Annotated in this window: 16 protein-coding genes; all 16 read left to right on the forward strand. The window is 45.7% G+C overall.

Features of this window, described 5'->3' with window-relative positions; all coding sequences use genetic code 11:
* Positions 1-161 precede the first annotated feature (161 nt).
* The 16 genes from LIN98_RS04530 to ftsZ all read left to right on the forward strand — a co-directional run bounded on the left by LIN98_RS04530 (position 162) and on the right by ftsZ (position 19,186).
* A complete protein-coding gene (locus LIN98_RS04530; RefSeq protein WP_005566702.1) occupies positions 162-1,760 on the forward strand; it encodes a carbon starvation CstA family protein in 1,599 nt (532 codons plus the stop codon).
* A 262-nt stretch (positions 1,761-2,022) separates the two neighbouring features.
* Entirely contained in the window at positions 2,023-2,481 is a 459-nt protein-coding gene (gene mraZ, locus LIN98_RS04535) for a division/cell wall cluster transcriptional repressor MraZ (protein WP_005589475.1), read from the forward strand.
* A gap of 109 nt (positions 2,482-2,590) precedes the next feature.
* Entirely contained in the window at positions 2,591-3,559 is a 969-nt protein-coding gene (rsmH, locus tag LIN98_RS04540; RefSeq protein WP_005546795.1) for a 16S rRNA (cytosine(1402)-N(4))-methyltransferase RsmH, read from the forward strand.
* The gene (gene ftsL, locus LIN98_RS04545) at positions 3,559-3,876 is read left to right on the forward strand and encodes a cell division protein FtsL (RefSeq protein ID WP_005546793.1); all 318 of its coding nucleotides are present in this window, start codon (positions 3,559-3,561) and stop codon (positions 3,874-3,876) included. The genes rsmH and ftsL overlap by 1 nt, the downstream gene beginning before the upstream one ends.
* 17 nt (positions 3,877-3,893) lie before the next feature.
* Positions 3,894-5,717 carry a peptidoglycan glycosyltransferase FtsI gene (ftsI, locus tag LIN98_RS04550; protein ID WP_005566708.1) on the forward strand — a complete coding sequence of 608 codons (1,824 nt, stop codon included), beginning with the start codon at positions 3,894-3,896 and terminating at the stop codon, positions 5,715-5,717.
* Between the two features lie 17 nt (positions 5,718-5,734).
* Positions 5,735-7,201: a UDP-N-acetylmuramoyl-L-alanyl-D-glutamate--2,6-diaminopimelate ligase gene (gene murE / locus LIN98_RS04555; RefSeq protein WP_005546788.1), complete on the forward strand. Its 1,467-nt coding sequence runs from the start codon at positions 5,735-5,737 to the stop codon at positions 7,199-7,201.
* 6 nt (positions 7,202-7,207) lie between these two features.
* Positions 7,208-8,587 carry a UDP-N-acetylmuramoyl-tripeptide--D-alanyl-D-alanine ligase gene (gene murF / locus LIN98_RS04560; protein ID WP_005566710.1) on the forward strand — a complete coding sequence of 460 codons (1,380 nt, stop codon included), beginning with the start codon at positions 7,208-7,210 and terminating at the stop codon, positions 8,585-8,587.
* Positions 8,581-9,666 carry a phospho-N-acetylmuramoyl-pentapeptide-transferase gene (gene mraY / locus LIN98_RS04565; RefSeq protein ID WP_005539053.1) on the forward strand — a complete coding sequence of 362 codons (1,086 nt, stop codon included), beginning with the start codon at positions 8,581-8,583 and terminating at the stop codon, positions 9,664-9,666. The genes murF and mraY overlap by 7 nt, the downstream gene beginning before the upstream one ends.
* A 26-nt stretch (positions 9,667-9,692) precedes the next feature.
* Positions 9,693-10,997, forward strand: coding sequence for a UDP-N-acetylmuramoyl-L-alanine--D-glutamate ligase (gene murD, locus LIN98_RS04570; protein ID WP_005546781.1), 1,305 nt, complete (start codon positions 9,693-9,695; stop codon positions 10,995-10,997).
* Positions 10,998-11,011: 14 nt separating this feature from the next.
* Positions 11,012-12,202, forward strand: coding sequence for a putative lipid II flippase FtsW (ftsW, locus tag LIN98_RS04575; RefSeq protein ID WP_005570029.1), 1,191 nt, complete (start codon positions 11,012-11,014; stop codon positions 12,200-12,202).
* Between the two features lie 40 nt (positions 12,203-12,242).
* On the forward strand, positions 12,243-13,307 hold the full coding sequence (murG, locus tag LIN98_RS04580; protein ID WP_005566714.1) for an undecaprenyldiphospho-muramoylpentapeptide beta-N-acetylglucosaminyltransferase: 1,065 nt from the start codon (positions 12,243-12,245) through the stop codon (positions 13,305-13,307).
* Between the two features lie 70 nt (positions 13,308-13,377).
* The gene (gene murC, locus LIN98_RS04585; protein WP_005546777.1) at positions 13,378-14,808 is read left to right on the forward strand and encodes a UDP-N-acetylmuramate--L-alanine ligase; all 1,431 of its coding nucleotides are present in this window, start codon (positions 13,378-13,380) and stop codon (positions 14,806-14,808) included.
* Between the two features lie 12 nt (positions 14,809-14,820).
* The gene (locus LIN98_RS04590; RefSeq protein WP_005588014.1) at positions 14,821-15,750 is read left to right on the forward strand and encodes a D-alanine--D-alanine ligase; all 930 of its coding nucleotides are present in this window, start codon (positions 14,821-14,823) and stop codon (positions 15,748-15,750) included.
* Positions 15,747-16,514 carry a cell division protein FtsQ/DivIB gene (locus tag LIN98_RS04595; RefSeq protein WP_005546773.1) on the forward strand — a complete coding sequence of 256 codons (768 nt, stop codon included), beginning with the start codon at positions 15,747-15,749 and terminating at the stop codon, positions 16,512-16,514. Before LIN98_RS04590 ends, LIN98_RS04595 begins: the two co-directional genes overlap by 4 nt.
* Positions 16,515-16,538: 24 nt before the next feature.
* On the forward strand, positions 16,539-17,819 hold the full coding sequence (gene ftsA, locus LIN98_RS04600; protein ID WP_005546770.1) for a cell division protein FtsA: 1,281 nt from the start codon (positions 16,539-16,541) through the stop codon (positions 17,817-17,819).
* Between the two features lie 83 nt (positions 17,820-17,902).
* Positions 17,903-19,186: a cell division protein FtsZ gene (ftsZ, locus tag LIN98_RS04605; protein ID WP_005570039.1), complete on the forward strand. Its 1,284-nt coding sequence runs from the start codon at positions 17,903-17,905 to the stop codon at positions 19,184-19,186.
* Positions 19,187-19,207: the final 21 nt, after the last annotated feature.

Raw genomic sequence — 19,207 nt, forward strand, 5'->3', positions numbered from 1 at the left:
TTTTGTAAAGATATTTTGAAGCGAAGGATCATAGTTTATTTACTTAATAGTAACCGCACCCTAAAATAGCTTCGCTTGCTCGGTTTCGAGTTTAAATCAACCCGAACCGATGATTTCTCTGATTCATTAAATTCACTTTTCTCTCTCTGTAGGATGCTTATATGTTGTGGTTTTTCTTCTGTGTTTTAATGTTGATTTTAGGGTATTTTATTTATGGCAAAGTCGTCGAAAAGATTTTTGCTATTAATCCCAAACGTCAAACGCCTGCTTACGAACTCACTGATGGCGTGGATTACATGCCAATGTCCAAAACCAAAATTTGGTTAATCCAATTACTAAATATTGCCGGTACCGGTCCGATTTTTGGTCCGATTCTGGGAGCGTTATACGGACCGGTGGCAATGTTGTGGATTGTGCTCGGTTGTATTTTTGCCGGCGCGGTGCACGATTATTTCTGCGGTATGTTAAGTATTCGTCACGGTGGCGCAACCATGCCTTATTTGGCAGGCAAATTTTTAGGTCGTCCCGTTAAAGTTTTCATTAATCTTTTAGCGCTGATTCTTCTTTTATTAGTCGGGGTGGTATTTGTGGCAAGCCCTGCACAGTTAATGGGTACCATCACGATGGATATTTTCGGCGTATCACAAGGTGCTTTGCAACTAGGTGATGCTGAAGCGCTACATCATTCCGTTGAAGCCGGTGGTATTCAAGTATGGGGCATGGATAAAGCAACAGTAGTTTCTGTTTGGACACTCGCTATTTTTGCTTACTATATCCTTGCTACCTTATTGCCAATTGATAAAATTATCGGTCGAATTTATCCGCTCTTTGGTGCGTTATTACTCTTCATGTCTGTGGGTATGGTGTATGGTTTAGTCTCTGCACATTTCAGTGCTGCGGATCCAATTGAATTTTTCCGCACGGTGGATGCAGACGGTCAAGGTTTAACTTGGGATAAATTTACACAAAACTTCCAAGTAAAAGGTGATGTTCCGATTTGGCCGCTCCTGTTCTTAACCATTTCCTGTGGTGCACTGTCCGGCTTCCATGCCACTCAAACTCCATTAATGGCACGTTGTGCAGAAAATGAAAAAGAGGGTCGCTTTATTTTCTATGGTGCAATGATTACGGAAGGTATTATTGCTTTAGTCTGGTGTACGGTCGGTCTTGCATTCTATGAGAATCCACAAGCGTTACAAGACGCGATCACTGCGGGTTCACCGTCTAAGGTTGTATATGACAGTTCATTACATTTCCTAGGTTTTGTAGGGGGGATTTTTGCCGTGCTAGGTGTAGTGGTATTACCAATTACATCCGGCGATACAGCCTTCCGTGCAGCACGTTTACAATTGGCGGAAATCTTCCATATTGATCAACGTGTACTTTCCAAACGTTTATTGATTGCACTTCCATTGTTTGCGCTAGGTTATTTTGTCTCTACCATTGACTTCAGCGTGTTATGGCGCTATTTCACTTGGGCAAACCAAATGACCGCTATGGTGATGTTATGGACAGCGGCAGCTTATTTGTATCGCTACCATAAATTCCACTGGGTAGCTTCAATCCCGGCATGGTTTATCACCACCGTTTGTGCGACCTACCTGTACTACAACAAGATCGGTTTTAGCTTAGATTATCAGTTGTCTGTTTATTTAGGTTTCGCAACCACCATCGTATGCGTTGTATTGTTCTTCATATTGGTTAAACGTTCGGGTGAACCGGATCCTGATGCGTTAGAGGATAACTTCGCAAAACAATAAAAATTTCTACCGCACTTTTGTGGTAAGCATTTAAAGCACACACCCTGCTAATGAAAATTGGCAGGGTGTTTTTTATATCTGTGATTTCGGCTTAAAAAGATCCTGGCTTAAAAAACTTTACGTAGAAGATCCTGAAACAGCTTGCAACTTGAGCAAACAAATAATAAACTTAGCGAAAAGTGGTGGAAAGTGGTTTTTTGTGGAGAATTTTGGAAATAAATCCCAAATTCTGACCATCCAAACGGAAAAAAGGAATAAATTCATGTTTCGTGGAGCTTCGGCGGTTAATTTAGATGCGAAGGGTAGAATTTCTATCCCGACCCGCCATCGCGCCGAACTTTTGGAACAAAATCAAGGGCAAATGGTTTGCACCGTGGATATTCGTCAACCTTGTTTATTGCTTTATCCGTTGCAGGAATGGGAAGTTATTGAACAAAAGCTACTCGAACTTTCCAACTTTGATCCTGTACAACGCAGTTTGCAACGGGTGATGTTGGGTTATGCCACCGAGTGTGAGTTGGATAGTGCAGGGCGGATTTTAATTAGCGGTCCACTGCGCCAACACGCCAAATTAGAAAAATCCATTATGCTGGTCGGGCAATTAAATAAATTTGAAATCTGGAGTGATGCGGAATGGAAAGCCCAGGTGGAACAAGACATGGCATTAGGTGCAACGGATACTTTTGCATTATCGGAAAAATTAAAAACGCTGTCATTATAAGAGGCAAACTCACAGAACAGCGGCACTAGCAAAAGATAAGCGGCAGTTACGCCGCTCTATCTTCTCTTTATTTTACATTGTAATTTTTATTTACCATTGGTAATGGATTATGACGCATTTAAATACCTTTTCTTCAACTGAGCATTTGACGGTTTTATTACATGAAACCGTGGACGGCTTGGCGTTGAAAGAAAACGGCATTTATATTGATGGTACGTTTGGGCGTGGTGGACACTCCCGTTTAATCCTTTCCCAATTATCGGTGAACGGCAAGTTGATTGCCATCGATCGCGATCCGCAGGCGGTAGCTGAAGCACAAAAAATTCAAGATCCGCGTTTTCATATTGAACACAATACTTTCTCGGAAATCCTGCCGATTTGTGAAAAATTCGGTTTAGTCGGCAAGGTTGATGGCATTTTGCTTGATCTTGGCGTGTCTTCGCCGCAATTGGACGATGCAGAACGCGGTTTCAGTTTTATGAAAGATGGTCCGTTAGATATGCGGATGGACAGTTCAAAAGGCATATCTGCTGCCGAATGGCTTGCACAGGTTTCCGAGCAGGATTTGGCATGGGTGTTAAAAACCTTCGGTGAGGAACGTTTTGCCAAGCGCATCGCCAAAGTCATCGTCGACTACAACAAAAGTGCGGTGCAAAATGGCGGTGAATTTTTAGCGCGCACTTTGCAACTCGCAGAACTCATTACACAGGCAGTGCCGTTTAAAGATAAATACAAACATCCGGCAACCCGCAGCTTTCAGGCAATTCGGATTTATATTAATGCCGAGTTGGATGAATTGGAAAATGTATTGCAGTCCGCATTAAGCGTGTTAGCCCCTAAGGGGCGTTTATCCGTGATCAGTTTCCATTCGCTGGAAGATCGTATGGTCAAGCAATTTATGCGCAAACAAAGCCAAGGCGAAGTCATTCCGAAAGGGCTTCCGTTACGCGAAGATCAAATTCAGCGCAATCGGAGGTTAAAAGTGATCGGTAAAGCGATTATGCCGAGTGAAGCCGAGATTGTACAAAACCCAAGAGCCAGAAGTGCCGTGTTGCGCATTGCGGAGAGAATAAACTGATGTTGGAAAATAACGATAGATACCCGTTACAAGACATTATTATGGAAGACTTATTTACGTCGAATAAGTTTGTCTTTATCTTGTTATTTTTGATTGTCATTACTGCGCTCGGCACAGTGTGGATTACCCATAAAACGCGGAGTCTGGTGGCGGAAAAAGGCGATTTGGTTCTTCAGCACCAAGCATTAGAAAACGAATTTTTAAATTTAAAATTGGAAGAGGCGACACAAAGCGATAACACTCGAATTGAAGCAATTGCCAAACAATTAGGCATGCAGCGTGCAACCCCCGAACAAGAAGTTGTTATTCTTGAGTAAAGCTGAAGGTGATGAAAATGGTGAAATTTAATAAATCGGTAAAACCTTTAAAACCAAAGAAAACGACAAAAACTTCTTCTAAAAGCGGTTCTGCGGTAAAACCGAACAAACCGAAACAAGTCTATGAAAGAAGTTTCCTGAAAGGCCGTTATTTCTCCGCACTAAGTTTTATTGTGGTGGGGTTAACCGCACTTATCGCTCAAGCGGCTTACATTCAAATTGTGAATGCCGATCCGTTGGTTAACGAGGCGGATAAGCGCTCCTTGCGCAAACAGGAAGTACAGTTCGTACGCGGTTCGATTTTAGATCGTAATGGTCAGTTGCTTTCCGTTAGCGTGCCGATGTATTCCGTGGTTGCCGATCCAAAATTCATTTTTGATGAAAACTCGCTGAAGGATAAAGAACGTTGGCAAAAACTGGCGGAAGCCTTGGGTATTTCATACAGCAATTTACTTAAACGGGTGGAAAAAGATCCGAAATCCCGCTTCGTGTATTTATCCCGTCAGATTTCCCCGACACTGGCAAGCTATGTTAAAGATTTAAAAATTACCGGCATTGTGTTGAAATCAGAGTCTCGCCGTTTTTATCCTCGTGTGGAAGAAACCGCACATTTAATTGGTTATACCAACATTGATGGGGCGGGTATTGAAGGTATCGAGAAAAGTTTTGATTCCATGTTGATCGGCAAGTCCGGTTTGCGTACTTATCGTAAAGATAAACTTGGCAACATCGTGGAAAATATTGCGGATGTGAAGAAATATGATGCGCAAGACGTGACCTTAAGTATCGACGAAAAATTACAATCCATGGTGTACCGTGAAATTAAGAAAGCGGTGGCGGAAAATAAAGCGGAATCAGGCACCGCCGTGTTGGTGGATGTACGGACCGGTGAGGTGCTGGCGATGGCGAATGCGCCGTCTTATAACCCGAATAACCGTACCGGTCTGAAATCCGAATTGACGCGAAATCGTGCGATTACCGATACCTTTGAACCGGGTTCCACTGTAAAACCGTTCGTTGTTTTGACCGCACTTCAACGTGGTGCAGTGCGTCGTGACGAAGTGATTAATACCGGTCCGTTAGTCTTAAACGGTCATGCAGTCAAAGACGTGGCACCTCGTGATAAATTAACTTTAGACGGTATTTTGGAAAACTCCAGTAACCGTGGTGTGAGCCGTTTGGCGTTGCGTATGCCGCCGAATGCGTTGATGGAAACCTATCAAAATGCGGGATTAGGTAAAGCAACGGATTTAGGTTTAATCGGTGAGCAATCCGGTTTATTGAATGCACATCGTGCCCGTTGGTCGGATATTGAGCGCGCCAATGTGGCTTATGGTTACGGAATCAATGCTACGCCTTTACAAATTGCACGTGCTTATATGACGTTAGGCAGTTTTGGGATTTATCGCCCGTTATCCATTACTAAAGTAGATCCGCCGGTAGTGGGGAATCGTGTGTTCTCTGAAAAAATCACCCGTGAAGTGGTTAACATGATGGAAAAAGTGGCGATTAAAAACGGTCGTGCCATGGTGGATGGTTATCGTGTCGGTGTGAAAACCGGTACGGCGAAAAAATTGGAAAACGGTCGTTATGTAGATAAATATGTGGCGTACACCGCAGGTATCGCACCGATTTCCGACCCACGTTATGCTTTGGTGGTTCTGATTAACGATCCGAAAGCAGGTCAATACTACGGTGGTGCAGTATCTGCACCGTTGTTCTCCAGCATTATGGGTTACGCATTACGCGCCAACAATATTGCGCCGGATGGTTTGGGGCAGGAAAAAACGGTAAAACGCACTGTGCGTTTGAGTGATAAAAAAGCGAGTGGCGTAAACTAAATTGATGAGAAAAAACAATGCACCGATTAACCGCACTTTTAGGGATTGATATTGCCGGAGACATCAACCTTACCGAAATGACATTAGACAGCCGTACTGCAAAGGCCGGCTGTCTTTTTATTGCCATTAAAGGGCACCAAACCGACGGTCGCCAATACATTCCGCAAGCCTTACGCAACGGCGCAAGTGCGGTCATTTTTGAAGCCGATTCTGCACAGCAACATCTTCAGGTTCATTACGAACAGGGGATTCCTCTCATTGCCTTTTATCGGCTAAGCGAAAATTTATCCCGTCTCGCCGATGTGTTTTATCAATATCCCTCCAAACACTTAACTTTGGTGGGCGTGACAGGTACCAACGGCAAAACTACAACTGCCCAATTATTGGCACAATGGACGCAACTGTTAGGACACACCGGTGCTGTGATGGGCACCATCGGTAACGGTTTATTCGGTCAGGTAAAAGAAGCCGCTAATACCACCGGTTCCGCCGTCGAGATTCAATCTTCGCTGGCGGATTTCGTCGCAAAAGGGGCAGACTTTGCGGCGATTGAAGTGTCTTCCCATGGTTTGGTACAGCATCGGGTAGAATCCGTGCATTTCAGCGCGGCGGTGTTTACCAATTTAAGCCGCGATCATTTGGATTACCATCACACCATGGAAAATTACGCAGCGGCAAAAAAACGCCTGTTTACCGAGCTGGATAGTCGTTATCAGATTATTGACGCGGATGATCCCGTCGGTGCGGTGTGGTTGGCGGAAATGCCTCATGCTGTGGCGGTCAGCGCTAAGGCGGATTTTCTCCCGCAACAAGCCAACTGGCTGAAAGCTGTCGATGTGCGTTTTAATCACAAAGGTGCAACGATTCAGTTTGAATCCTCCTGGGGCAACGGCGAATTACAAAGCCCGCTTATCGGTGCGTTTAACGTGAGCAATTTATTGTTGGTGACCGCAACCTTGCTAACGCTTGATTATCCCTTATCCGGCCTCATTAACAGCGTACATAAATTAACCGGCGTATGCGGTCGTATGGAAATGCTACACACACCACAGAAACCGACGGTGATTGTGGATTATGCACATACACCCGACGCATTGGAAAAAGCCTTACAGGCGGCACGACTACATTGCCGTGGTAAACTTTGGTGCATTTTTGGCTGTGGCGGCGATCGTGACAGCGGTAAACGCCCACTAATGGCAAAAATTGCCGAGCAGTTGGCGGATCATGTTATTGCCACCGACGACAATCCACGCACGGAAGAACCGAAGAAAATCATGGCGGATATTTTAAACGGTTTTGTTCATCCGCAAAGCGTGCAAGTTATTCATCAGCGTGCACAAGCCATTGCTACCGCGATTAAAAGTGCGGTGGAAAATGACGTTATTTTAATTGCCGGTAAAGGGCACGAAGACTATCAAATTATCGGCAAAACCAAATATCATTTTTCCGATCAGGAAGTGGTTCGTAACTATTTATCTCAATAAAAACAAATGATTACATTATCTCTTTCACAAATTGCCGCCATTTTAGGAGCAGAACTCATAGGCGATGGTACGGTTATCGTCGAAAACGTGAGTACGGATAGCCGTCAGGCGGTCAATAAAGGGTTATTTTTTGCCCTTAAAGGCGAAAATTTTGATGCGCACCATTATGTTGCCAAAGCTGCCGAACAAGGTTGTGTGGCGGCGGTGGTTGAACATCCGACAGAAGGCAATATCGCCCGGCTTATCGTTAAAGACAGTCGTCTTGCTTTGGGGCGGCTTGCCAAATGGCTGCGTGAAAAAATTAACCCGAAAGTGGTGGCGATGACGGGATCTTCCGGTAAAACCACGGTGAAAGAGATGGTTGCCTCCATTTTGCAACAAAGTGCGGTGGATTCTGACGACGTTTTATTTACTCAAGGCAATTTTAACAACGACATCGGCGTGCCGCTCACTTTGTTACGTTTAACAGAACAGCATAAATTCGCGGTGATCGAACTCGGCGCCAATCATATCGGCGAAATCGCGTACACGACTTCCTTGGCGCAACCTGATGTGGCGCTGGTCAATAATGTCATGGCGGCGCATTTGGAAGGTTTTGGTTCCCTTGACGGCGTGGCGACGGCAAAAGGCGAAATCTTTCGCGGCTTGACGGAAAACGGCGTTGCCATTATCAATTTGGCACATAATTATCAGCAAAAATGGCAGGCGGACATCGGTCGGCACGCCGTGCAGTATTTTGCTTACGATAACCCGCGGGCGGATTTTTACGCCGAACAAATTCATTTCTCCGAACAAGGCGCCTATTTCTTACTCCACACGCCGCAAGGCCGCGTGCAAATCAATTCACCGTATTTGGGTGAGCATAATATCTCTAATGCGTTGGCGGCAACTGCCTTGGCGATGAACGTGGGTGCCACCACGGCGCAGGTGAAAAAAGGGTTGGAAACGCCCTCTTTGGTGAAAGGGCGTTTGTTCCCGATTCAGCCTTGTGAAAATCTGTTATTGCTGGACGATACTTACAACGCCAATGTGGGATCTATGAAATCGGCGATTTCCGTGTTACAAAAATATCCTGCTTTTCGCGTCTTTGTTGTTGGTGATATGGGCGAATTAGGCGATAATGCGCAACTTTGCCATCAAGAGGTGGGGGAGTTCGCTCATGCCGCCAAGTTAGACTTAGTGCTTTCTTTCGGGTGTTCCAGTGGCGTTATAAGTGCGGTTAATTCGGGACGCCATTTTACCGATAAAACGGAACTTGTAACTTATTTAACACCGATTATTCAACAACAATTAGCACAACAAAAAGTCGTTGTTTTGGTGAAAGGATCACGCAGCATGAAAATGGAAGAAGTGATCGATTTATTAAAAGGTAATTTTTTATGTTAGTTTGGATTGCTGAGTTTTTAACCAAATATTATTCGAGTTTCCACGTTATTTCCTATATTACCGTGCGCGCTATTTTAGCCTTATTGACCGCGCTTTTAGTGTCTTTATGGATTGGTCCGAAAGTTATTCGTCGCTTACAAATGTTAAAATTCGGTCAGGTCGTGCGTAACGACGGACCGGAAAGTCATTTTGCCAAAAAAGGCACACCGACCATGGGAGGCGTGATGATTTTATTTGCCATCGGCGTGAGTACCTTACTTTGGGCGGATTTGCGTAATCCGTACGTTTGGTTCAGTTTATTCGTGTTATTCGGTTATGGCACGGTCGGTTTTGTGGACGATTACCGCAAAATTACCCGCAAAAGTACCGATGGCTTAATTGCCCGCTGGAAATATTTTTGGCTGTCCGTGGTCGCTCTAGTGGCAATTTTCGGTATGTACGCCATGGGTAAAGATACCGATGCTACCCGTTTGGTGGTGCCGTTTTTTAAAGAATTTATGCCACAACTCGGTGTCTTTTATATCGTGCTGTCTTATTTCGTTATCGTCGGCTCCAGTAACGCGGTGAATTTCACCGACGGCTTGGACGGCTTGGCAATTATGCCGACGGTGCTTGTTGCCGGTGCATTTGCCTTGGTGGCATGGGCGACGGGGAACATTAATTTCGCCGAATATTTACACATTCCGTATATTAAATTCAGTGCGGAATTAGTGGTGTTCTGTACCGCCATTGTGGGTGCAGGTTTGGGTTTTCTTTGGTTCAATACTTATCCTGCGCAGGTGTTTATGGGCGATGTAGGCTCATTAGCATTAGGCGGTGCGCTGGGCGTGATTGCCGTGTTAGTGCGTCAGGAATTTTTATTATTAATTATGGGCGGCGTGTTTGTCATGGAAACCCTGTCCGTCATTTTACAAGTGGGCTCCTACAAACTGCGTAATAAACAACGTATTTTCCTGATGGCGCCGATTCATCACCATTTCGAGAAAAAAGGCTGGCCGGAGCCGCGCGTGATTGTGCGTTTCTGGATCATTTCCCTGATGCTCGTGTTAATCGGTTTGGTGACGTTAAAACTGCGTTAAGCGGTCATTTTTGAGAGAGAATTTCAATGCAATATCAAGATAAAAAAGTCACGGTAATCGGGTTAGGCAAAACAGGCTTATCCTGTGTGGATTTTCTGCGTGCCAAACAGGCGGATGTGCGTGTCATAGATACGCGTCAACATCCTGCGGGCGCTGAGCAGCTTGATAAAGCGATTCCTCTGCATACGGGCGGTTTAAACCAGCAATGGCTGCTGGAAAGCGATCTGATTGTTATCAGCCCGGGGCTGGCGGTAAAAACACCTGAAATTCAGACCGCACTTCAAGCAGGTGTCGAGGTGGTGGGCGACATCGAATTATTCTGTCGCGAGGCGGATAAACCGATTGTGGCAATTACCGGTTCCAACGGTAAAAGCACTGTCACCACATTGGTGGCGGAAATGGCGAAGGCCGCCGGTTTAAGAGTGGGTATGGGCGGCAATATTGGTATTCCGGCACTTTCCCTGTTAAATCAACAACATGATTTGTATGTGTTGGAACTGTCCAGCTTCCAATTGGAAACCACCTATTCCCTCAAGGCTGTGGCGGCAACAGTATTAAACGTGACCGAAGATCACATGAATCGCTATGTGGATCTGCAGGATTATCGCCACGCGAAATTAAACATTTACAATCATTGCCAAACGGCGGTGATTAATGCGGAAGATGCATTGACGTTGCCAACGACCCAGCGACCGCAAAAGCAGGTTTCTTTTGGTGAAAACCACGCGGATTATTGGTTAAAAACCGAAAATAACAAAACCTATTTAATGGCGTACGATGAAGCGGTGTTAGCCTGTGATGAAATGAAATTGACCGGTCGCCATAATTACATGAATGCCTTGGCTGCCATTGCGTTGGCACAGGCAGCAGGCATAAATTTAACCGGAATTCGAACCGCTCTTTGTGCGTTCGGTGGTTTGGAGCACCGCTTCCAAGTGGCGCATATCGCTGACGGCGTGCGCTGGATTAACGATTCCAAAGCCACTAATGTGGGTAGCACCGTTGCCGCCTTAACCGGTTTGCAGGTAGCGGGCAAGCTCCATTTATTGCTCGGCGGTGACGGCAAAGGCGCGGATTTCTCCGAATTGGCACGCTTAATTAATCAACCGCACATTTACTGCTATTGTTTCGGTCGCGACGGCAAACAGTTAGCCGCACTCTCTTCCCAAAGCCAATTATTTGACACCATGGAACACGCCATTGCGGCGATTCGTCCGCAGCTACAGGCAGGCGACATGGTGCTGTTATCACCGGCTTGCGCCAGTTTGGATCAATTCAGCTGTTTTGAAGCTCGCGGTGATGAATTTACGCGTTTGTCACGCTTAAGTTAAAGACGGGTTGGCACATGGGATTTGGGGATAGGTTCAAAGAAAGCAGTCAAAACGCCACCACAGTGGCGCCGACCAGTTTGCTATACGACCGCGCGTTATTGTGGTTGTATTTGGTGTTGTTGCTCATCGGTTTATTAGCGGTGTCCTCCGCTTCCATTCCGGTGGGGACCCGCTTGTATAATGATGCTTTTTATTTTGTCAAACGCGATATTATTTACATCATTTTGTCCTGTTTCACCTGTTACATCACCTTACAAATTTCCATGGAAAAATGGCAAAAATGGCATGCCAGATTATTTTGGGTTGCGATTATTCTGCTTGTTCTTGTGATGATTCCGGGCATCGGGCGTGAAGTTAACGGCGCACGCCGTTGGATTCCTATGGGGTTATTTAATTTCCAGCCGGCGGAATTCGCCAAATTAGCCTTAACCTGTTTCCTCGCCAGTTATTTCACCCGCCGTTATGACGAAGTGCGTAGTCGCAAACTGAGCGCGTTTAAGCCCTTTGTGGTGATGGGTGTCATGGGTTGTTTTCTGATTGTACAACCTGATTTGGGAAGTACTGTCGTATTATTTATTATCACTTTCGGCTTATTATTTATCGTCGGTGCCAACTTCTGGCAGTTCATCGGTTTAATCAGTATGGGCGTGTTCATGTTCGTGTGGTTGGTGCTTTCTTCCGCTTATCGACTGAAACGTATCATAGGTTTTATGGATCCTTTCAAAGACCCTTATGATACCGGTTTCCAATTATCCAACTCCTTAATGGCGTTCGGGCGCGGCGGCTTTTTCGGCGAGGGGTTAGGCAATTCCATCTTAAAACTGGAATATTTGCCCGAAGCGCATACGGACTTTGTGATGGCGATTGTGGGTGAAGAATTTGGTTTCTTCGGCATTTTCGTTATTATTATTTTGCTTGGGTTGTTGGTTTTTCGTGCCATGAAAATCGGGCGCGAATCCTTAATGTTAGAACAGCGCTTTAAAGGTTTTTTAGCGTTTGGTATCAGTTTCTGGATTTTCTTCCAGGGCTTCGTCAACCTCGGTATGGCGCTTGGTATGTTGCCGACCAAAGGCTTAACGTTCCCGCTCATCAGCTATGGCGGTTCCAGTATCATCATTATGTCCGTCACCATCGGTATGTTATTGCGTATTGACCATGAAAATCGCTTAATGCGTGGCGGTCAGGCGCGATTACGGGATGACTAAAGTGCGGTCGTTTTTTTCAGTGTTTTTTTAGAGAAGAAATATGGGTAAAAAATTATTAGTGATGGCAGGCGGAACGGGCGGACATGTTTTTCCTGCCATTGCCGTTGCACAAGAATTACAACAGCAAGGCTGGGAAATCCGCTGGCTGGGCACCAAAGACAGAATGGAAGCTCAATTGGTTCCAAAACACGGCATTCCCATCGAATTTATCCAAATTTCAGGTTTACGCGGCAAAGGCATCAAGAGTTTATTATTGGCGCCTTTTGCCATTTTGCGCGCAGTATGTCAGGCGCGTAATATCATCAAGCAATATCAGCCTAACGCCGTATTAGGCATGGGCGGTTATGTGTCCGGTCCGGGCGGGCTTGCGGCGAAACTCTGCGGCGTGCCGGTGGTGTTGCATGAACAAAATGCCATTGCCGGGTTGACCAACAGTTGGTTGTCAAAAATTGCCACCCGCGTGTTGCAAGCGTTCCCGAATGCGTTTCCTGAGGCGGAAGTAGTGGGCAATCCCGTGCGTCGCGATTTATTCCAAACGGAAGTGCCGCAACAGCGTTTTGCCGCGCGTGATAAAACGTTGCGCATTTTAGTGGTCGGCGGTAGCCAAGGGGCACGCGTGCTGAATCAAACCGTGCCGCAGGTGGCGGCGAAACTTACCGCGCAGGGATTGGATATTTATGTGCGCCATCAGGTCGGCAAAGGCAATTTGGCGGGCATTGAAGACGTTTATCAGGCAAATCACAACGGTGTTGCCACCGAATTTATTGACGACATGGCGGAAGCCTACGCGTGGGCGGACATTGTCATTTGCCGCTCCGGCGCGTTGACCGTATGCGAATTGGCGGCGGTGGGTACACCGGCGATTTTCGTGCCGTTTCAGCATAAAGATCGTCAGCAGTTTTTGAATGCGAAATATTTAGCGGATGCAGGCGCGGCAGTCATTATTGAGCAGCCGGAATTTACCGAAGAACGCTTATTGCACGAATTAACTCCATTATTGGCAGACCGTGAAAAATTATTAGCCATGGCGTTAAATGCAAAAAAAATGGCGACACCAAGAGCGGCAAAACGGGTTGCCGAGGTGATTGAAGACGTCGTGAGCTAAGCGAAAAGTGCGGTCGTTTTTCGCGGTGTTTTTGCCTCTGATGATTCGCACGGGAGAGAAGGAAATAATCATGGAAAATTATCATCAACAGATTAGAAACATCATTCCGGAAATGCGCCGAGTAAAACAAATTCATTTTATCGGCATCGGCGGCGCGGGGATGTGTGGTATTGCGGAAATTTTATTGAACGAAGGCTATTCGATCTCCGGTTCGGATATTGCCGAAAGTGCAGTTACTCAGTGCTTAACCAAAGCCGGGGCGAAAGTGTTTATCGGACATCAAGCGGAGAATATTGTAGGCGCCAGCGTGGTGGTGATTTCCTCTGCCATTCATGGCGATAACCCGGAAGTGATGGCGGCGAAAGAAGCCCGTATTCCGGTGATTCAACGTGCACAAATGCTGGCGGAGTTAATGCGTTTCCGCCACGGTATTGCCGTTGCCGGTACGCACGGTAAAACCACCACTACCGCGATGGTTTCCATGATTTACGCCGAAGCGGGATTGGACCCGACGTTCGTTAACGGTGGCTTGGTGAAATCCGCAGGCACCAATGCTCATTTAGGCTGTAGCCGTTATTTGATCGCCGAAGCCGACGAAAGTGACGCGTCTTTTCTGCATTTGCAACCGATGATTTCCATCGTGACGAATATTGAACCGGATCACATGGATACCTATCACGGCGATTTTGATGAAATGAAACAAACCTATGTGAATTTTCTGCATAATTTGCCGTTTTATGGTTTGGCGGTGTTATGTGCCGATGATGAGGTGCTGATGGAGTTGGTTCCGCTGGTCGGGCGTCAGGTGATCACTTACGGCTTTAGTGAAAATGCCGATTATCGCATTGAAGATTATCAACAAACCGGTTTTCAGGGGCATTACACGGTGATTTGCCCGAACGGTGAGCGTATTGATGTGTTGCTGAATGTGCCGGGACGCCATAATGCACTGAATGCTACCGCCGCCTTGGTGGTCGCCAAAGAAGAAGGCATTAAAAATGACGCTATTTTAGCCGCGTTGGCGGATTTCCAAGGCGCAGGACGTCGTTTCGATCAATTGGGACAATTTATCCGCCCGAACGGTAAAGTGATGTTGGTGGACGATTACGGTCATCATCCGACGGAAGTGGGCGTTACCATTCAAGCGGCGCGTCAAGGCTGGGAAAATAAACGTATTGTGATGATTTTCCAGCCGCACCGTTATTCCCGCACCCGCGATTTATTTGATGATTTCGTGCAGGTGTTATCTCAAGTGGATGCGTTGATTATGTTGGATGTGTATCCGGCAGGCGAAGCGCCGATAGTAGGCGCGGATAGTAAGGCATTGTGCCGTTCTATTCGTAATCTGGGAAAAGTGGATCCGATTTTGGTTTCCGATACGGAACAGTTGGGTGAGGTGCTCGATCAGATTATTCAGGATGGCGATTTAATTTTGGCGCAGGGCGCCGGTAGCGTGAGTAAACTTTCACGTCAGTTGGTGGAATGTTGGACGAAAGAATAAGTGGATAATAAGATGAGTAAAACATTAAAACAGGAAAAAATCGCCGTTTTATTAGGCGGAACCTCCGCAGAACGCGAGGTGTCTTTAAATTCGGGCGAAGCAGTATTAAATGCGTTGCGTAAACAAGGGTATGACGCCCATCCGATTGATCCGAAAACCTTTCCGGTAGCGACCTTAAAAGAACAGGGATTTGATCGCGTGTTTAATATTTTGCACGGTCGCGGCGGCGAAGACGGCACGATGCAGGGCTTATTAGAGCAAATCGGCATTCCTTATACCGGTTGCGGCGTGATGACTTCTGCGTTAACTATGGATAAAATGCGTACTAAAATGTTGTGGAAGGCATTTGGTTTGCCGGTCGCCGAGATGGAAATCGTGACGACGGAAAATAGAGTAAACTTAAACCCGGAGTCTGTGGTCAAAAAGCTAGGATTACCGCTGATGGTTAAGCCTTCTCTGGAAGGTTCCAGCGTGGGGTTAACCAAAGTCAAAGCTGTGGATGAACTGGAAAGTGCGGTGGATTTCGCGCTTAAATTCGATAACACGGTGTTAATTGAAGAATGGCTTGCCGGCGATGAATTTACCGTGCCGGTGCTGGATAATGAAGTTTTGCCTTCCATTAAAATTGTGCCGGAAGGTGAGTTTTATGATTACGACGCGAAATACATCTCTGACAATACGCAATATTTTTGCCCGGCGGGATTAAGCGAGGAGCGTGAACAGGAGCTCCGCCGTTTGGTAAAACAGGCCTATGATGTGGTGGGCTGTCGTGGTTGGAGCCGTATTGATGTGATGGCGGATGCGGAAGGAAAGTTCCGTTTGGTGGAAGTTAATACCAACCCTGGCATGACCAGCCACAGTTTATTCCCGAAATCGGCGGCAACGGTCGGCTATTCTTTTGCGCAGTTGGTTGAGAAAATTTTAGAGTTGAGCGCGGAATGAATTTACTAAAACGCAAAACCCCACAAAATATAAGATATGGTGAACCTAAATCAAAAGTTTTTGTGCAAATTAAATTATTACTTGTGCTATTATGCGTTGGCATTTTGTTCTATTCTTGTTCAAATTGGCAAAATTTTTTAGAAAAATTAGATAGTAAGCCAATCAGCGCATTTGCTTTGGTCGGCACGCCGAATTTTACCGATGATGCGGATGTGCGCGAAGCCCTGCTGAAAATGGGAGAACTTAAAGGGTTTTTCGGTCAGGATGCCGATTTAATTCGTGAACAAATTGAGACAATGCCTTGGATTAAAGGCGCGGTTGTTCGCAAAATGTGGCCGAACAGGTTAAGCATTTGGGTTACGGAGTATCAACCGGTCGCTATTTGGAACGAAACCGAATTCCTCTCAAAAGACGGCGTGGTTTTTCAGCTGCCGATGAATAAATTGAAAGAGCAGCATCTGCCTCGTTTGTCCGGACCCGATTTCCAAAGTGAAAAAGTGCTGGATGCCTGGAATAGAATTTATGCCGATTTAAAACAAAAAGGGTTAACCCTTAAAGCGGTTGCTATTGACGCACGCGGCGCTTGGCAGGTGGTATTGGATAATGATGTGGTGCTGAAACTTGGGCGTGGTGAGTGGAAAACAAAACTGGATCGTTTTGTGACCATTTATCCGCAAATTGAGGTGCCTGAAAATAAAAAACTCTCCTATGTGGATTTGCGTTACGCTTCCGGTGCTTCGGTGGGTATGGTTGATTTAAATTAATGATTAACAGTGTGAAGTTAGAAAATGTCTAAAATTGTGGAATCAAAGACGATTGTTGGTTTGGAAGTGGGTACTTCTAAAGTCGTTGCCGTAGTCGGTGAAGTTTTACCGGACGGTGTCGTAAATGTGCTTGGCGTGGGCAGTTGTCCGTCTAAAGGGATCGATAAAGGAAGCATTACTGACCTCAATGCGGTGGTTATATCTATTCAACGGGCTATTGAAGCGGCCGAATCCGTTGCCGATTGCCGGATTATGAGCGTGACTTTGGCGATTACCGGTGAGCATATTCAAAGCCTGAATGAGAATGGCTTTGTACCTATTGCCGAAGGCGAGGTGACCCAAGATGAAATTGATTCTGCTATTCACACGGCAAGCTCGGTTAAAATGCCGGAAGGATTGTCGTTACTTCACATTATTCCGCAAGAATTTGCTGTCGATAAGCAAATGAACATTAAAAATCCGTTGGGCTTACAAGGTGTTCGTTTAAAAGCGCAGACTCACTTAATCGCTTGTCATCAGGACTGGTTAAATAACCTGAAGAAGGCGGTAGAACGTTGTAAATTAAAAGTCGATAAGATTGTGTTCTCAGGCTTGGCTTCCAGCTATTCCGTTTTAACCGAAGATGAAAAAGATTTAGGGGTTTGTTTGATTGATTTCGGTGCCGGTACCATGGACATTATGGTGTATATCAACGGTGCATTGCGTTTCAGTAAAGTGATTCCTTATGCCGGTAATCGTGTCACCGATGATATTGCGTATGCTTGTGCCACTTCTAGAATGGAGGCGGAAAGCATCAAAGTGAATCATGGTAGTGCATTAACGCCGCCGAAATATCATGCCGACAAGAAAATTGAAGTTTCCAGTATCGGCGGGCGAGGCCCTCGCACATTAACAAAAGAACAGCTTTCTTTAGTAACTTCGGCCCGTTATAAAGAACTATTGAGTTTGGTGAAAAATGAATTAATTTATTTGAAAACGGATTTGGAAGCTAAACATATTAAGTTTGATCTCATTGCCGGCGTTGTGATTACCGGTGGTGGTGCACAAATTGAAGACTTGAAAGATAGTGCGGCGGAAGTGTTTGGGCAAAATGCGCAGGTGAGAATTGGTAGCCCGCTAAATATTACCGGTTTGACCGATTATGTGAACAAACCGCAATACGCGACTGTCATTGGTTTGTTGCAATATGAACATAGCAATGAGGATGAAGGGCCGCTTAATGATGAGAATTCGGATAGCGGATTTTTTAGCGCATGCGGTAAGGTAGTGAAAAAAATTTTTAATAAAGTGCGGTCGGAATTTTGAGAATTTTGATTTTTCATCTACAATATGAACAGTTTGGGTTTTAATATATGCTGATAGTGTGTCGGCAGTGACGGAGAATAAGTATGTTTGAGCCAGTAGATTATGATCTCGGTGAAATGAATGGAGCACTGATTAAAGTGGTCGGTGTCGGTGGCGGTGGCGGTAATGCCGTTAACCACATGGTTGCCACGATGGTTAAAGATGATATTGGCGGTGCCCTTGTTGATGAAACAATGTTGAACACTGATGAACATGGAAAAATCATGTTCTATGCCATTAATACCGATGCACAGGCATTGCGTAAAAGCCAAGTGCAGCAAACGGTTCAAATTGGTGCGAATACCACCAAGGGTTTGGGCGCGGGTGCCAACCCGAATGTCGGACGTAAAGCCGCAGAAGACGATCAGGATGCCATTCGTCAAATGTTAGAAGGCGCTGATATGGTGTTTATCGCTGCCGGCATGGGTGGTGGTACAGGCACAGGTGCTGCACCGATAGTCGCTCAAATCGCAAAAGAATTGGGTATTCTTACCGTTGCTGTGGTTACCAAGCCATTTGCTTTTGAAGGTAAGAAACGAATGATGTTCGCCGAAATGGGGATTAAAGAATTATCCAAACATGTAGATTCCCTAATCATCATCCCAAATGAACAATTAGCCAAGGTTATGCCGAAAAATGCAACATTAATGCAAGCTTTCTCCGCCGCTAATGATGTGTTGCGTAATTCTGTTACCGGTATTTCGGATATGATTACCTCTCCGGGTTTAATTAACGTGGACTTTGCTGATGTTCGTACCGTAATGTCGGAGATGGGGCAGGCAATGATTGGTTTTGGTTCTGCATTGGGTTCACCGGGTGAAGGTCGTGCGGAAGATGCAGCTAAAATTGCAGTGAAAAGTGACTTGTTAGAGCGTGTGGATTTATCCGGTGCCAGAGGGGTATTGGTTAATATTACTGCCGGTATGGACTTAGGCTTAACCGAGTTCCAAGCAGTAGGCGATACAATTAAAGCATTTGCTTCTGATGAGGCTACGGTTGTAGTCGGTACAACATTGGTGCCTGATATGGTGGATGAAATCCGCGTAACCATTGTTGCAACAGGTATTGGTGAACCCGAAGCGCCGGAGATTCAAATTTCTCCACGTCCACAAGCAGCCCCGAATAATCAACCGATAAATACTCAGTCCGGCGCGCCGAGAACAAATGCGCCAACTTATGGACATAGTGCACAGGATGCGAATAATTTGTCCAATAACCAGCAAAACGTACAACGTAGTAGAGACGATTTAGATACGCCGATTACCGAACGCTTGAAAGATACTAATTTGTTCAATGTTCAAGGTTTTATGCGTAATGGCGATAAATAATATTATCTTGTGGTAACAGCA

It is taken from the genome of Aggregatibacter actinomycetemcomitans (genome assembly GCF_023518055.1).
In the GTDB taxonomy this organism is placed as follows: domain Bacteria; phylum Pseudomonadota; class Gammaproteobacteria; order Enterobacterales; family Pasteurellaceae; genus Aggregatibacter; species Aggregatibacter actinomycetemcomitans.

Excerpts from the sequence above, each read along its gene's own strand:
- LIN98_RS04590 (WP_005588014.1), top strand. The coding sequence starts at position 14,821 with ATGAGTAAAACATTAAAACAGGAAAAAATCGCCGTTTTATTAGGCGGA.
- ftsI (WP_005566708.1), top strand. The coding sequence starts at position 3,894 with ATGGTGAAATTTAATAAATCGGTAAAACCTTTAAAACCAAAGAAAACG.
- murD (WP_005546781.1), top strand. The coding sequence starts at position 9,693 with ATGCAATATCAAGATAAAAAAGTCACGGTAATCGGGTTAGGCAAAACA.
- murE (WP_005546788.1), top strand. The coding sequence starts at position 5,735 with ATGCACCGATTAACCGCACTTTTAGGGATTGATATTGCCGGAGACATC.
- ftsZ (WP_005570039.1), top strand. The coding sequence starts at position 17,903 with ATGTTTGAGCCAGTAGATTATGATCTCGGTGAAATGAATGGAGCACTG.
- murC (WP_005546777.1), top strand. The coding sequence starts at position 13,378 with ATGGAAAATTATCATCAACAGATTAGAAACATCATTCCGGAAATGCGC.
- mraZ (WP_005589475.1), top strand. The coding sequence starts at position 2,023 with ATGTTTCGTGGAGCTTCGGCGGTTAATTTAGATGCGAAGGGTAGAATT.
- mraY (WP_005539053.1), top strand. The coding sequence starts at position 8,581 with ATGTTAGTTTGGATTGCTGAGTTTTTAACCAAATATTATTCGAGTTTC.
- murG (WP_005566714.1), top strand. The coding sequence starts at position 12,243 with ATGGGTAAAAAATTATTAGTGATGGCAGGCGGAACGGGCGGACATGTT.
- ftsW (WP_005570029.1), top strand. The coding sequence starts at position 11,012 with ATGGGATTTGGGGATAGGTTCAAAGAAAGCAGTCAAAACGCCACCACA.
- ftsL (WP_005546793.1), top strand. The coding sequence starts at position 3,559 with ATGTTGGAAAATAACGATAGATACCCGTTACAAGACATTATTATGGAA.
- ftsA (WP_005546770.1), top strand. The coding sequence starts at position 16,539 with ATGTCTAAAATTGTGGAATCAAAGACGATTGTTGGTTTGGAAGTGGGT.
- LIN98_RS04530 (WP_005566702.1), top strand. The coding sequence starts at position 162 with ATGTTGTGGTTTTTCTTCTGTGTTTTAATGTTGATTTTAGGGTATTTT.
- LIN98_RS04595 (WP_005546773.1), top strand. The coding sequence starts at position 15,747 with ATGAATTTACTAAAACGCAAAACCCCACAAAATATAAGATATGGTGAA.
- rsmH (WP_005546795.1), top strand. The coding sequence starts at position 2,591 with ATGACGCATTTAAATACCTTTTCTTCAACTGAGCATTTGACGGTTTTA.
- murF (WP_005566710.1), top strand. The coding sequence starts at position 7,208 with ATGATTACATTATCTCTTTCACAAATTGCCGCCATTTTAGGAGCAGAA.